This is a genomic window from Sphingobium jiangsuense, assembly GCF_014196495.1.
GTDB classification, from domain to species: domain Bacteria; phylum Pseudomonadota; class Alphaproteobacteria; order Sphingomonadales; family Sphingomonadaceae; genus Sphingobium; species Sphingobium jiangsuense.
In genome coordinates, this window is record NZ_JACIDT010000003.1 from 55198 (window position 1) to 68290 (window position 13093).

Annotated in this window: 13 protein-coding genes; 3 read left to right on the forward strand and 10 right to left on the reverse strand. The window is 61.8% G+C overall.

What is annotated here, in order from left to right:
• The first annotated feature begins 367 nt into the window (after positions 1–367).
• Positions 368–2020, forward strand: coding sequence for an HsdM family class I SAM-dependent methyltransferase (locus tag GGR43_RS05130; RefSeq protein ID WP_188070893.1), 1653 nt, complete (start codon positions 368–370; stop codon positions 2018–2020).
• Here GGR43_RS05130 and GGR43_RS05135 read toward each other — a convergent pair.
• From GGR43_RS05135 to GGR43_RS05155, 5 genes are all read right to left on the reverse strand, one after another.
• Complete coding sequence (locus GGR43_RS05135; protein WP_188070894.1) at positions 2017–3222, reverse strand: phospholipase D family protein; 1206 nt, start codon at positions 3220–3222, stop codon at positions 2017–2019. The two genes, GGR43_RS05130 and GGR43_RS05135, sit on opposite strands and share 4 nt — an antisense overlap.
• Positions 3223–3347: 125 nt before the next feature.
• Positions 3348–3674 carry a hypothetical protein gene (locus GGR43_RS05140; protein WP_188070895.1) on the reverse strand — a complete coding sequence of 109 codons (327 nt, stop codon included), beginning with the start codon at positions 3672–3674 and terminating at the stop codon, positions 3348–3350.
• Complete coding sequence (locus GGR43_RS05145) at positions 3671–3856, reverse strand: hypothetical protein (RefSeq protein ID WP_188070896.1); 186 nt, start codon at positions 3854–3856, stop codon at positions 3671–3673. The genes GGR43_RS05140 and GGR43_RS05145 overlap by 4 nt, the downstream gene beginning before the upstream one ends.
• The gene (locus GGR43_RS05150) at positions 3853–4068 is read right to left on the reverse strand and encodes a hypothetical protein (protein ID WP_188070897.1); all 216 of its coding nucleotides are present in this window, start codon (positions 4066–4068) and stop codon (positions 3853–3855) included. Before GGR43_RS05150 ends, GGR43_RS05145 begins: the two co-directional genes overlap by 4 nt.
• Positions 4069–4605: 537 nt before the next feature.
• Positions 4606–5901 (reverse strand): tyrosine-type recombinase/integrase, encoded by a 1296-nt coding sequence (locus GGR43_RS05155; protein WP_188070898.1) that lies wholly within the window; start codon positions 5899–5901, stop codon positions 4606–4608.
• Between the two features lie 155 nt (positions 5902–6056).
• On the opposite strand from GGR43_RS05155, the gene GGR43_RS05160 reads away from it, so the two are divergent.
• Positions 6057–6332: a DUF2721 domain-containing protein gene (locus GGR43_RS05160; protein WP_284276963.1), complete on the forward strand. Its 276-nt coding sequence runs from the start codon at positions 6057–6059 to the stop codon at positions 6330–6332.
• Between the two features lie 19 nt (positions 6333–6351).
• On the opposite strand, the gene GGR43_RS05165 is transcribed toward GGR43_RS05160, so the two are convergent.
• Together GGR43_RS05165 and GGR43_RS05170 are read right to left on the reverse strand one after the other, a co-directional pair.
• Complete coding sequence (locus tag GGR43_RS05165; RefSeq protein ID WP_188070899.1) at positions 6352–6984, reverse strand: response regulator transcription factor; 633 nt, start codon at positions 6982–6984, stop codon at positions 6352–6354.
• A gap of 126 nt (positions 6985–7110) precedes the next feature.
• Positions 7111–7560 carry an acyl-CoA thioesterase gene (locus tag GGR43_RS05170; protein WP_188070900.1) on the reverse strand — a complete coding sequence of 150 codons (450 nt, stop codon included), beginning with the start codon at positions 7558–7560 and terminating at the stop codon, positions 7111–7113.
• 198 nt (positions 7561–7758) lie between these two features.
• Between GGR43_RS05170 and ispG the strand changes: the two genes are divergently transcribed.
• Positions 7759–8901, forward strand: a complete 1143-nt coding sequence (gene ispG / locus GGR43_RS05175) for a flavodoxin-dependent (E)-4-hydroxy-3-methylbut-2-enyl-diphosphate synthase (RefSeq protein WP_188070901.1) — start codon at positions 7759–7761, stop codon at positions 8899–8901.
• Positions 8902–8923: 22 nt separating this feature from the next.
• Here the strand turns inward: ispG and GGR43_RS05180 are convergent, their stop codons facing one another.
• The 3 genes from GGR43_RS05180 to GGR43_RS05190 all read right to left on the reverse strand — a co-directional run bounded on the left by GGR43_RS05180 (position 8924) and on the right by GGR43_RS05190 (position 13067).
• The gene (locus GGR43_RS05180) at positions 8924–10300 is read right to left on the reverse strand and encodes an alginate export family protein (protein WP_188070902.1); all 1377 of its coding nucleotides are present in this window, start codon (positions 10298–10300) and stop codon (positions 8924–8926) included.
• A gap of 131 nt (positions 10301–10431) precedes the next feature.
• A complete protein-coding gene (locus tag GGR43_RS05185) occupies positions 10432–12291 on the reverse strand; it encodes a methyl-accepting chemotaxis protein (protein ID WP_188070903.1) in 1860 nt (619 codons plus the stop codon).
• A gap of 389 nt (positions 12292–12680) precedes the next feature.
• Positions 12681–13067 (reverse strand): hypothetical protein, encoded by a 387-nt coding sequence (locus GGR43_RS05190; protein WP_188070904.1) that lies wholly within the window; start codon positions 13065–13067, stop codon positions 12681–12683.
• Between the last annotated feature and the right edge of the window lie 26 nt (positions 13068–13093).

Sequence of the window (13093 nt, forward strand, 5' to 3'; positions counted from 1 at the left end):
TGAGGGGCTGTTATGCGGCACTCGGCAGACCGAGAGAATCAGCGGCCTCGCGTAAACAGCGAAGCGGTAGCCATCGGTAGGCCAGGATTCGGCGCCATCCCCCTTTGAAGAGGGCATTTTTGGCGACGCAATTCGCCACTTGGCAGCGATTCAAGGCCTTGCTATGTTATGTGACATAGAGCACATGGGGGACAGCTCGGCGAATGGCTAAAGGACAATCGGGTAGGATCGTAGTGGAGGTAGACCCTGCACTTAAACGAGCGCTTTATGGTGCGCTCGCGGTAGACGATTCTACCCTTAAAGAGTGGTTCGTTGAGCAGGCTACAAAGTACCTGAACAAAAAACAAAAGAAGGCCGGTGAAACGAAATGAACTTCATCGAGAACGAGACTGCGCAGAAGCTTCGGGGCGGCTATTATACGCCGGTCGATCTCGCTGCCTTTATCGCGAAATGGGTGAAAGAAATTTCACCGGAGAGCGTTCTTGAGCCGAGCTGCGGCGACGGTGCATTTTTTTCCGCATTCAAGCGTGTGCGGGGTTTTTCCAAGGTCTCTGTTACTGGCTTTGAGCTTGACAAGGAGGAAGCTGGAAAAGCGGCCGCCCGGATGAAAGAGTGCGGCCTATCCAATGCGACAATAAAAAATCAGGACTTCCTAGCTTGGGCTCTCCGGCAGATGCGTGCCGGAAAACCGTTATTTGATGCAGTCGTAGGCAATCCCCCGTTCGTCCGCTACCAATATCTGCCGCCGCAGTTCCAAGATACGGCTGAGGAAATTTTCCGCGCCCTTGACCTGCCCTTCACCAAGCACACGAACGCCTGGGTGCCATTCATCTTGGCGTCCATGGCAATGCTGCGCCCAGGGGGACGGCTCGCCATGGTCGTTCCGGCTGAGATCATCCATGTAACGCATGCTCAGTCGCTGCGCTCGTACCTTGGCCGGGAATGTCGCCGCCTCGTCATTATCGATCCTGAGGAACTGTGGTTCAGTGACACTCTTCAGGGAGCGGTAATCCTCTTAGCGGAAAAACGCCGCAGCAAAGCTGACAAGGCTGAGGGGCTAGGTATGTATCCGGTCAAAGGCCGTGAATTTCTTAACCTGTCGCCCACTGCGGTTTTCGATCAGCCGCAGGCTATCAATGGGAAGACCGTTCAGGGGAAATGGACGCGCGCGCTCCTTGATTTGGAGACGCGCTCACTGTTCGATGAATTGGGGGAGCATGAGGAAGTTTTCCGATTTGACGAAGTGGCGAAGGTTGACGTTGGTATCGTAACGGGAGCCAACAAATTTTTCCTTGTCGATGATGCCGTCGTGAAGCGGTACAAGCTGAAGAAATGGGCTCATCCCATGTTCGGGCGCAGCGAACATTGTCCTGGTGTTATTTATGATGAGCGCCAGCATGAGGCCAATGTAGCAAACGGGAAACCGACAAATTTCCTTTGGTTTAAGGAAAGTTCTGCCAAAATTGATGCTGCCGCTCGCGCGTATATCAAACGCGGAGAAGAGGAAGAACTACACAAGCGCTATAAATGTCGCGTGAGATCGCCTTGGTACACGGTGCCCTCCGTCTATTCCACCGAAATTGGCATGCTGAAACGGTCACACGACACCCCCCGCCTCATCATTAACCGGATCGGTGCCTACACAACCGATACCGCGTATCGCATCAGGGCGCGGAATGTTTTGGCGGAGAAGCTGGTAAGCAGCTTCATAAATCCGCTTACCGCCCTCAGCGCCGAACTGGAAGGTCGCCATTATGGCGGCGGCGTTCTGGAGTTGATCCCTTCTGAGATTGAGCGACTGACGATTCCGCTGCCGCAGAAAGCTCAGGTTGATCTTACGGAATTGGATAAAGCAATCCGAACCCTGCCTACGCATCAAGTCCTTGAGCGGCAGGGAAAGGTTCTCCTCGGCGCACTCGGTCTATCGAAAGCAAAGCAGGAGAATGTTCTGGAAGGCTGGCGCAAGCTTCGCGACCGGCGGCACCGCACGTCCAGCGATCCGCTTCCGGAATCCGCCTAGTCGATCTCCAACACGAACCGCGTCGGGTCAGCCAAGTCTCTGTAAAGAGATAGTGTTCTGTCTTTAAGGTCCGGATTCCCGACGTGTGTTTTGACAGGCCCCCAACTCAACCGGGTCATCGCATTATTCTGTTTATAGGCTTTGCTTTCCGTTCCAATTGTATGGCCGATGCGAAGGTCGAATTCACCATAGCTGATGCCTTTGATGACGAGATGAAACTTCGCATAAGCTTCCTCTGTCGTTTTGGCATTGGCTCCGCTCCAATCAAGCTGATTGAATATTTCTTCTCGGAAATAGTGCCGATGATCCACATCGGCAGGAAGCAGCCCTTTATCAAGGTTGATTGAGCCGGTTTTGTTGGTATTCGCCCCGTCGGGAATATTGAGGTCACGAAGAGTCAGAGGCTTGCTTTCCCAAACGATTTCATACTGAACTCCCGCAGCCTTCGGCACGGGCATTGGTGCCGGGGCGGCGGCGACAACCGTTGCGTCCTGCTTCGGTGCTTTGGCCGACTTAGGCTTAGCGGCATCGGCCTTTTTTATCGCGCGGCGAAGTGGATTGACCTTCAGTTTAATACGCGGAATTGCGTCTGCGTTGCCGCCGGTGGAACTGGACGAGCTGCCGGGTCTAGGCGGGGGGACGGCCATTTCATCAACGATGCGCCCAGTCGCCAGCAAGATGTCGATATCGGAAACCGCGCCAACCTTTAGAACGTTTGCCGCATAATCCGCCGCAAGCTTGTCCAACTCCGCCTCTATCGCAGCAACCGTTGCTTGATCTGCCGCATCCAGAAGGTCGAAGTCGAGCAGCATTCCCGCCTCGATATTGTTATTCAGGCCCCCCAGAGTGAGATTAGCACTGCCAATCACCAATCGCGCGCGCTCAGAACCTCGAACAAAATACAGCTTCGGATGAAAAAGAACTTGGCGGGAGCCGGTGTCTACCACGAAAAGGTCGTTCGCTAGGGCTAGCAGGGCGGCTAATCCCTGGTGCGACGTAATGTCGTTTCGGATGCCTGCAAAGACCGTGGTGTTGGCAATATGCGGAGCGATCTTCGCTTCAAGCTGCTGAACGCCGCTTTCGCTGACAAAGGCAACACTCAGAATTACCCGCTCGATTGAATCAATATCGAACAACTCTCGCACGGCATCTGCATGTGTGCGAGTAGTGAAGCCCTGTAGGATGAACTCTTTGTCGGCCATTGTCCCCCGTCAATGCCTATCATCCGTCGAAAGATGATTCTGCTCAAGTATATGCTATCCCTAGCGCATTTTTTCATAACAGCACCAAAATCTTTGGGACAAGGCGCACCGCGCCAGCATCACCCTCAAAAGAGGGTGAGCTGGCGCTTGGCGTCGGCTTGCCGACGCCACGCCGGATTCGCGGCTTCTTCGTCCAGCCATGTGCGTACAAGCGCCACCGGCCCGCCCATGGCGGCGACGGCATTTGCCGTCGTGAAGTGCGAGCGATAGCCGGTTTCCGTGATGGGAAGCGGCGCGCGCTCTGGCGCGATGGCCTCGATTTCGAGGTGGGCCGTGTCGAGGCCGTAGTCGTCGGCAAGGCTGAGCCAGCGCGGTTCGTAGCTGATGGCAATGGTCACGCCGTTCCAGACGGTTTCGTGATGCTCCGTATAGCGTTTGCAGAGGCGGCTCATGCTGCACCTCCCTCTGCGATGGGAAGCTGGGCGGCTTCGTCCTGAGCCGCTCCGACGATGTAGAGCACCTCTTGGAGGTCGCGGCGGGCGTCGCCGGTGATGGTCTCGTAGTTGTCGAGCATAAAGCTGACGTGATCAAAGATGCTGTTAAGCCCACTGGAGAGGCGCTGGCTGCGGGTCATGCTGCACCGCCTTCCGCCGCTTCGTCGGCTTTCGGCGAGAGCAGAACAATGCGACCGTCCAACGGATAGAGGTCGAGTTGCAGGGTATGGCCGTCGCCGTTCTGGTGCGGCCAAGCCGCCCCGATGCGCGTCCAGTAGGATTTGCCGCCTTTGGCTTCTCTGACGTGCCACGCAATCAGCGCGGGCACTTTGGTTTCGGATTTTTTCGTCATGTCTTTCTCCTTGGTTTGCATTTCCCTTTCGGGCGTGCCCACGGAGAGCCAGGCGCGATGGCGCGGCGTCACACAGGAAAATTGGGGGGACCGGACGCCTGCGGACGGGGGAGCCGAGGCTTCCTGTTGACGCCATGAGCGCCCGCGCATGGCAGGGGGCATGACGCTGCCCGATGGGGATGCAAACAAGACAAGGGGATTCAGGACGGAGCCGAGAACAAAGCCAACGCCTGCAAAGGGTGAAGTGGCAGTTCAAAAGGTCGGCAGCATATCCTGAGATATAGCGATTTTGGGGTAAGGGTGGCCTGCATGAAGGCAGGCTTCGCTATCCATTGCCTCTGGTTCGCCAGCGGCTGAGGCAAAGTCTTCGCGGAAAGACGCGATCACAGGGGCGCTTGAAGCTCGGCGCGCCTTTTTCCCGTGCCCGCTTGGCCGGACTCCACGACCGGGAAGCGCCAGCGGCGCGTCGTGACCTCCGGCAGAAACGCATAGCTCTGTTGCATCGGCCATCGAACTCGATGGCTGGTGCGATGCGCGCTAGCGTTTGGGGCGGTTCGGCTTTTCCGTCTGCTTGGCTTTGATGGACTGCACCTCTTTGGCCTTGGCTTCCAGCTCGTCGATTTCGGCGTTCATTTCGGCATGCATCGCATCCCATCCGCCGATGCCCATAAGCACGCGGTCGGCATGTTTGATGGTGTTCACATGCCCATAGTGCTGTTCGATCATCTTGACGGAGGTGCCCATCTGCTGGGCGAGGATATAGACATCCACCCCGGCGGAAAGCCGGAGCGTGGCGTAGGTATGGCGGAAGCAATAGGTGGTGCGGGGAATGCCGCTCGGCCCCTCGCGAAGGTCGGTGTATTTCAATAACTCTTCGACGGTGTCTCGGTAGAGCCATTTTGCCGGTTTGCCGTTGATAATCGTAAAGACGTGATCGTCCGGCTTGGTCGCCTTGGAAAGCTCGCGGATGCGGTCGAGGTATTTTGCGACACTGATAGGGGCAATAAGCTTGCGGGTTTTGCCCTTGCCCTGAACGTAGAGGACAAGGATTTCCTGTCCGTCTTTGTCTTTTGCGGTGGTGATGTCCCGCCAGCGTAGGTTCTTCGCTTCCGGCGGGCGCATCCCCGTGTTGCACATAATAAGAATGAAATTGTAGCAGACTTGGCGATACCAGACGCCTTGCGGCGTGGTCGCCTCCTTCATCCACTTTCGGCCTTTGGTGTGCAGCTTGCGATATTCCTCAAGCGTGAACTCGTCGCGGCGGTTCGATTTGAGCTTCGGCATGCCTTCAAAGCGATGATGCGCGGGAACATACCGCTTGCTGATCGCAAAGTTCATGATGGCTGCGAAAATGGTCATCTCGATGCGGATCGTGGAATCGCTGATGACGCTCTTGCGACGGCCTTCGCCGTTTTCGCGTCGCCACAGCGGATATTCCGACCAGCGGTCTTGCGTAACCAGATGAATCTGTGTGCTGCCGACGTAAGCCTTGAGAGGGCCGTCGATCTTGCTTCTGATATTTTTGCAGCGGGCTTGGCTGACCTCGCCCGCGTTGGCGCGCCGCTGTTGGGCGTCGGCATATTCCTCCGCCACCTGCGAGAAGGGGCGGTTGAATACGGGAACATCGTGTTTCACCCGAAAACGGATGTCGGCATACTCGTCCATCGCGCGGTCGCGGGCCGTCTGCCGGTCTGCCGTCCGCAGCGAGATTGTCTTGTAGCGGTCTTCGTTCTGGATTCTGATCCGGCAATAATACTGGTCGTGCCCGACGTCACCGCGTCGGAAGATGATAAGGCCGGGCTTGATCTGCTCTTTATCGAGGATGAAACTCATTTCTCCGCTTCCCACTGTGCAGAAACTGTGCAGATTGGCGGCGCAAGTGCTTGATATGCCGTACCTGTGTAGGTTCTGTGTGGGTGATTGTAGCAAAAAATGTTGTTTATTTGTAGTGGCTTTTTATAATCCCTTCACCCGCTCCAGTCCATGAAATCCGCACGCTCGACCGGCGCATCGGTTACGTCAACCTGTGCATATTGCTGAGCGTGCTGAGCGCCTGCATGATCTGCCTCGTCGTGATCCTGCTGTTCGCCAACCAGCTGTTCGGCAACCGCTTCGACACGGTGATCGCGCTGCTGTTCATCGGCTCGATGCTGTGCATGGGCACGGGCTTCGCGCTGTTCATCGTCGAGACGCGGATCGGCTCGGCGGTCATCCGCGTGCGCAACGAGATATTGCACCATAAGGCGGAAGAGGAAGAAGGCTAAGACCGGTCTCGGCGGCCCGTCAGTTCAACCGGCCGGAAAGCCGGGCAATCTCTTCGTTCAGCGCCTGAATGGAGGAGATCAGCCGGCCCCGGTCGGCCCGCAATTCCTCCAGCTCCGCGCGCGTTTCGCCCAGTTCCATCGCCCGCCGGGCGATGCGCGCGTCCAGCGCCTCATTGTGCCGGACCATCTGCTCCAGCCGCCGGGCGCGGCGCACCATGTGGCGCAGGCGCAGGTCCACCACGTCGAAGTCGAACGGCTTGGCGACATGGTCGTCGGCGCCCGCCTCCAGCGCGCGCAGCGCCAGCGCATCCTCGCCATGCGGGGCGATGGCGAGCACCGGCGCGCCGCGCAACAGGCCGGACACCCGCATGCGGCGGAGCGTTTCCACGCCGTCGGGATCGGTCAGCCCCATATCCACCAGCAGCACGTCGAAGCGCCAGGCCGACAGCGCCTCCAGCGCCGTCGCGGCGTTTTCCGCGAGGATCACGTCATAGCGCATATGGGAAAAGCGCCGCGCCATCGCTTCGCGCGCGGCGGCCTGCGCATCGACGACGAGCAGGTGCAGCCGCTCCACCCGCGTATCCAGCGCGGCCGGCGTTTCCCCGTTCATATCCTCGACGTTCGGTCCCGAACGAAAATCGAAACGCTGCATCGCGCTGTCCCCGAATCGCGGCGATCGCCACCTTGACGGGGTAAGGCTATGAAAAGGAAGTCACGAAATGGTTAACGAAAACCGGCGGTTCCGGCGTCCCGTTCCGGGATCGGGTCCCGGCGCCCGTCAGTCGGCGTGGGCGAGGCCGGGGCGGGCGGAGTTTTCCTCCATCACCGCGCGGATCGCATCGTCGATCACCCGGTTGCCCTTGGGGCCCTTCATCACCATCACCGTGTCGCAGGTCGCGACGCATTCGCCCTGCTGGAACGCGGCGGAAAGCAGGCTCCAGCTGCTGTTGCCGATATGGCCGATGCCGCTGTGGACCACGACATCATAGGGAAAATGGGATTCCTCGACGAATTTGAGGTCGACCGCGGCGACCAGCCAGCGCACGCCCAGCTCGGCGGGGTGACGGCCGAGACGATGGTGGAAATGCACCCGCGCGGTCTCGAAAATGCCGGCCATCGCGACGTTGTTGATATGACCCAGAGAATCCAGATCGCCGAAGCGTGACTGAATAACCATCGAAACCGGATAATTGCTTGCATCCAGACGCCACGCTTCTGCTCTCGCCATCAAAAATCCCTTGTTCTTTATGTTTGTCCGCGACCGGCGGCCGCCTCGTTCCCTCTTTACCCCCTTTTTAGGGGCCTGCGCGGACGAAACTATGACAAACTCCTTCCCGGCGCCAGAGGTAATGCCGACGCCTTGCCCTTCTAACTGGCGGCGCAAAGCGCTATATGCGCCCCATGAGTCACCCGGAGCACCCCGTTCATGTCCGATCATAATCCCGGCCTGCGTCCCTGGCGCGACATCGCCCGCCGCCGGTGCCGCCAGATCATGGTGGGGACCGTGCCGGTGGGCGGCGACGCGCCGATCACCGTGCAGACGATGACCAACACGCTGACATCGGACGCGAAGGCGACGATCGACCAGATCCGCCGCTGCGAGGAAGCGGGCGCGGACCTCATCCGCGTGTCCTGCCCGGACGAGGAATCGACCGCCGCCCTCAGGGAGATCGTGCGGGCGGCGCAGGTGCCGATCATCGCCGACATCCATTTCCACTATAAGCGCGCGCTGGAAGCCGCCGATGCGGGCGCGGCCTGCCTGCGCATCAACCCCGGCAATATCGGCAGCGCGGCGCGGGTGAAGGAAGTGGTGGACGCGGCCAAGGCCAATGGCTGCGCGATACGCATCGGCGTCAATGCCGGTTCGCTGGAGAAGCACCTGCTCGAAAAATATGGCGAGCCGTGCCCGGAGGCGCTGATCGAAAGCGCGCTCGACCATATCAAGCTGCTCCAGGATCAGGATTTCCACGACTATAAGGTCGCGGTGAAGGCCAGCGACGTGTTCCTCGCCGTCGCCGCCTATATGGGGCTGGCCGAAGCGGTCGATTGCCCGCTGCACCTCGGCATCACCGAAGCGGGCGGCCTGCGCGGCGGCACGGTGAAGAGCGCGATCGGCATCGGCAACCTGCTCTGGGCCGGGATCGGCGACACCATCCGCGTCTCCCTTTCCGCCGAGCCGGAAGAGGAAGTGCGCGTCGGCTATGAGATATTGAAGTCGCTCGGCCTGCGCACGCGCGGGGTGCGCGTCGTTTCCTGCCCCAGTTGCGCGCGGCAGGGCTTCGACGTGGTGAAGACGGTGCAGATATTGGAGGAACGGCTCCAGCATATCCGCACGCCGCTCTCGCTCTCGGTGCTGGGCTGCGTCGTCAACGGGCCGGGCGAGGCGCGCGAGACCGATATCGGCATCACCGGCGGCGGCAACGGCAAGCATATGGTCTACCTCTCCGGCGTCACCGACCATCATGTGCAGGATGCGCAGATGATCGACCATATCGTCCGGCTGGTCGAGGCCAAGGCCGCCGAGATGGAGGCCGATGCCGCCGCGACCGCCGCCGAAGCGGCGGAATAGCGGCGACGGCGCGCGGGACGGATCAGAAGAAGAAAGTCAGGTCCGCATAGCCATAATGGGAATCGCCGGTATCGGGCGCATTGGGGGCATGGCGCAGGAACGGCCCCTTCAGCAGCACCGTGCCGCCGATGTCCAGCTGCACCTGCTTGGGCAGTAGCCAGGCGCGCAGCCTCGCCTCGACCTGATTGCCCGCGTCGCGCCCACTGCGGCCGGTCGCATCGACGACGCCGGTGCGGGCGAAGCTGTCGGTCGCGGAATCGAGCCACACATGGCGCAGCGCCGCCATCATATCCAGCCGCTCATCGGGCCGCGCCTCGAAACGGGCGACGACCGAGCGGATGTTGTTGCGGTGGAGCGGCCCGAAAATGCCGGTCGGGCCATATTCCCAGCGCCGCGTGCCGAACAGCGCGTCGAAGCGGTTATAGCTTTTCGACCCGGCCCGGTCGCCGCTGGCGATATCGCCCGCAAGGCTGAGGCGTGGCTGCCAGTCGGCGGCGAAGCTGTGACCGATTTCGGCATGCACCAGATAGGCGGACACATCCAGCTTCGCCGCGTCGGCCGCCGTCGACCGGCGGATCGAGCCGGATTGCCAGGCGACCTCCAGCTCCGCGTCGGTGCGCCCCCTGGCGGGCCTGGCGAACAGGCGGCCGCCGGTCGTCACGATATGGCGATTGCGCGTGGCGACGCCCGGCCGGTCGTCCTCGTCCAGCCCATAGACATAGGCTTCGGCGTCCAGCCCGGCCACCAGCCGGGGCAGGGTGAGGATGCCGCCCCAGAATTGCAGATCGGTACCCTCATGATCCCATTCGACCCGGTTATCGAGAATGGAGTCGAGGTCGGCGGGCTCGCGCTGCTGCGGCAGGGTGTAGAAAAGGGTCAGCGCCTGCTTGCCCTTCCCCTGCCAGTCGAGCCGCGCGCCGGTATAGCCGTTGGCGGTCGCGCGGAACTGGGTCGCGCCGATCAGGCGGCGCGAGCCGAGGTTCATCAGGAAGCGCCCGACGGTCAGCTCCGCCTTGGCGCCGCCCGCCAGCCTGCCGAGGTCGAGGCCCGCATAAAGCTGGATCGGCTCCAGCGCGTTGATCTCGCTCGCGGTGACGGGCGTGTCGCGGTCGGCCCAATAGCCGCGCGTGTCGCGAATCTCTCCGCCGATGCGGAAGCCGTCGCCGCGATATTCGGCCTCCACCGTGGTGCGCAGGGTCAGCAGGTCGGCGGATCGGGCGCCGGTCGGGCGGAAACTGTTGTCGAAGCTTTCGTAGCGGATCTTCCCGCTCGCCTTGATCGTGAAGCTGTCCGACCCGATCAGGGTCTGGAGGCTATAGGGGGCGCTGCCGTTATCGGCTCGCGCGGCGGCGGGCATGGCCATGCAGGCCAGCACCGCCCAAAGCGGCACCTTGGTCATCTATGTCTTTCTGGTCTGGTCGAAAGCGGCCCTTAGCCGATTTGCCGGCGCGGGGCATATTCTTTTCCGATGGCTTCACCCTCACCGCGCGGAAAGGCGAAACAGGCCTTTCCGCGCGGATGCCATGCGGATCAGAATTCGCTCCAGTCGTCCTCGTCCTGCGGGGCGGGGGCGGCCAGCGCGAGATTGCCGCTGGTCAGCGGCATCGGTCCCGGCGCCGGTCGGGCCTTGGCCGGGGCGGCGAGGGAGGTGGGGGCAGAGGCAGAGGCGCGGGGCGGCCGGGCCGCGTTCTGACAGACGAAGCGGCCGACCCGGTCGGTCAGCCCGTCCGCTTCCTGCAACAGGCTGCGGGCGGCGGCGGTGCTTTCCTCGACCATCGCGGCATTTTGCTGCGTCACCTGATCCATCTTGCCCATCGCGCCGTTCACCTCGGCGAGCTTGGCGGATTGCGCCGCGGCCGCGCTGCTGATCTGCGTCACCATGGTGGTGATGCCGTGGATGCGATCGGTGATCTGCTCCAGCGCCTCGCCCACCTGACGCACCATCAGCGCGCCTTCCTCGACCTCGGCCGAGCTGGTGGTGATGAGTGCCTTGATGTCCTTCGCCGCTTCCGCCGAGCGCTGGGCGAGCGCCCGCACCTCGCTGGCGACGACCGCAAAGCCCTTGCCCGCGTCCCCGGCGCGCGCGGCCTCGACCCCGGCGTTGAGCGCCAGCAGGTTGGTCTGGAAGGCGATGCCGTCGATCACGTTGATGATCTGGCCGATTTCGGCGGAGCTTCTTTCGATGTTGGTCATCGCATGGACCGCCTTGCCGACGACGTCGCCGCCGTTGCGGGCCTCGGCCACGGCTTCGAGCACGCCCTGGTTCGCCTGCGTCGCGACGGTGGCGGTTTCGTGCAGCGAGCCGGTGATCTGGTCCACCGCCTCGGCGGCATGGGCCAGCTCGGCCGCATGCTGTTCCGTGCGGGAGGCGAGATCGTCCGATGCCTGGCTGATTTCCTTCGCGCCGCTGCGGATGTCGGTCGCGGCTTCGGAAACGGAGGCGATGGTATCGTGCAGCTGCGCGATGGCGCTGTTGAAGTCCTGCTGGAGGCGCACATAGTTGGCGCCGAGATCGGACAGGCGCACGGTCAGGTCGCCCTCCGCCATGCTGCGCAGGCTGGAGCTGACCTTGTCGGCCATGTCGGCCAGTTCGCGGTCCGACTGCTGCTTGGCGCGGCTGGTTTCGCGCAGTTTGTCCGCCGCCCGCGCCAGCGCGCCGAGCTGATCCTCGCGATGGGTATAATCGATGTGCACGCCCAGATCGCCGTCCGCGATGCGGGCGATGGCATCGGACAGCGATTCGATTTCCTGCCCGATCGCGCGTTTCACCCGGCTGGCGAGCAGCAGCGAGCCGATGCCGGTGACCGCCGCGATCGCGATGGTCAGCGCCATGATGATGAGGACCGTGCGCTGTTGCAGCTCGGTCATTGCGGCGGCTTCCGCGACCGCGGGCTTGCGCAGATTTTCGATCGCCGAGTCGACCTCATCCCCGGCGGCGGAGATCCTCGCCTCGCCCGCCGCGTCCATCGCATCGCCGGCGAGCACGCCGTTGACGACGCCGATATAGGCGTCCGACCCGTTCACCACCTGTCCCAACTGGTCCGCATGGCCGGCATCGAGCAGCTTCCGGGTTTGCGAGATCGACTCCTTCAGGTCGCCGATATTGCCTTCATAGCCCTGCCGCGTTTCGTCGGTGCGCAGCAGCCCGTGGCGGAAGACGTCGCGCTGGAGCGAGGTGAAATCCTTTTCCAGCAGCGCCGCCTGCAACGCCCGTTCGGAAAGGGCGGCGTTGCGCTTGCTGTATTGAAGGCTGACGAAGGAGCCGATCGTGATGGTGGTCACGAGGCACAGGCTCGCCACGATGGCGGCCACGACCTGTATGGTCAGCCGCTGGTTGATGGACTTGCTTTCGAGCCAGCCCGCAAGGCCGGCCCGTTGACGGTTGCTCATGATATTATCTGCCTCGACTTCTGCATGATCTTGTCGCTTGTCGGCGTTCTCGTTCGACCCTTCAGGGTTAACTGCCCGGCAACCGCCTTAGCCCTGCGCGGATTAAGAAGGGGTTTCCAGATCCGGCAATGAATTGAATATGTTCCGGCGAGAAGGCGCGGAAGGAGGCTGCCCGTGGAGCCATGAGGGAGGGCATGGCGGCCTTTGGCGGCTATGCCCGGAAATGGCGGATTTGCGCGGTTTGAGGGATGCCGCCGCCTTGCCGGCTCCCGCCTGCCGCAGCCGGAGGAGTTTGGGGTGGGGCGGAAAAAACGGCATCATTCGGTAACGATGGGGAAAATCCGTGGCGCGGCGACGCGGCGGCGGCCGCGCCGACTCGCGCGGATCGATTATTGGGGCGTCGGCCCGCAATATTTATAGGCGGTCGCCTCGCCGCCCGTTTCCATCCGGAACGCGGCCGGGCCCAGCACCGTCAGCGTGATCGGCCCGCCTTCGATTTTGTCGCCGCTGATGATGTCGGTGCAGATATCGGTGAAGGTGTAGCTGTTGCCCTTGCGCGCGATCATCTTCCTGATCGTGCAGGTCGCCATGCCGTTGCCGATCGAGCTGTCGCCGCCCCAATAATTGACCATCGTCGCGCGGGAAGCGCCCTTGCAGGCGGCAGCCGCCGGAACATAGATGCCCTGCCGGATCGGTATGAGATCGGGCGCGGCCGCCGCCGTCGCGGCGAAGGCGGGGAGGCTGGCGACGGACAGAAGAAGAAGCTTCGGCACCATGATGGACTCCCCTGGGAGCGGAACGG

Coding starts and splice junctions, on each gene's coding strand:
- GGR43_RS05190 (WP_188070904.1), bottom strand. CDS start 13,067: ATGGTGCCGAAGCTTCTTCTTCTGTCCGTCGCCAGCCTCCCCGCCTTC.
- GGR43_RS05185 (WP_188070903.1), bottom strand. CDS start 12,291: ATGAGCAACCGTCAACGGGCCGGCCTTGCGGGCTGGCTCGAAAGCAAG.
- GGR43_RS05130 (WP_188070893.1), top strand. CDS start 368: ATGAACTTCATCGAGAACGAGACTGCGCAGAAGCTTCGGGGCGGCTAT.
- GGR43_RS05140 (WP_188070895.1), bottom strand. CDS start 3,674: ATGAGCCGCCTCTGCAAACGCTATACGGAGCATCACGAAACCGTCTGG.
- GGR43_RS05155 (WP_188070898.1), bottom strand. CDS start 5,901: ATGAGTTTCATCCTCGATAAAGAGCAGATCAAGCCCGGCCTTATCATC.
- GGR43_RS05135 (WP_188070894.1), bottom strand. CDS start 3,222: ATGGCCGACAAAGAGTTCATCCTACAGGGCTTCACTACTCGCACACAT.
- GGR43_RS05170 (WP_188070900.1), bottom strand. CDS start 7,560: ATGGCGAGAGCAGAAGCGTGGCGTCTGGATGCAAGCAATTATCCGGTT.
- GGR43_RS05180 (WP_188070902.1), bottom strand. CDS start 10,300: ATGACCAAGGTGCCGCTTTGGGCGGTGCTGGCCTGCATGGCCATGCCC.
- ispG (WP_188070901.1), top strand. CDS start 7,759: ATGTCCGATCATAATCCCGGCCTGCGTCCCTGGCGCGACATCGCCCGC.
- GGR43_RS05145 (WP_188070896.1), bottom strand. CDS start 3,856: ATGACCCGCAGCCAGCGCCTCTCCAGTGGGCTTAACAGCATCTTTGAT.
- GGR43_RS05165 (WP_188070899.1), bottom strand. CDS start 6,984: ATGCAGCGTTTCGATTTTCGTTCGGGACCGAACGTCGAGGATATGAAC.
- GGR43_RS05150 (WP_188070897.1), bottom strand. CDS start 4,068: ATGACGAAAAAATCCGAAACCAAAGTGCCCGCGCTGATTGCGTGGCAC.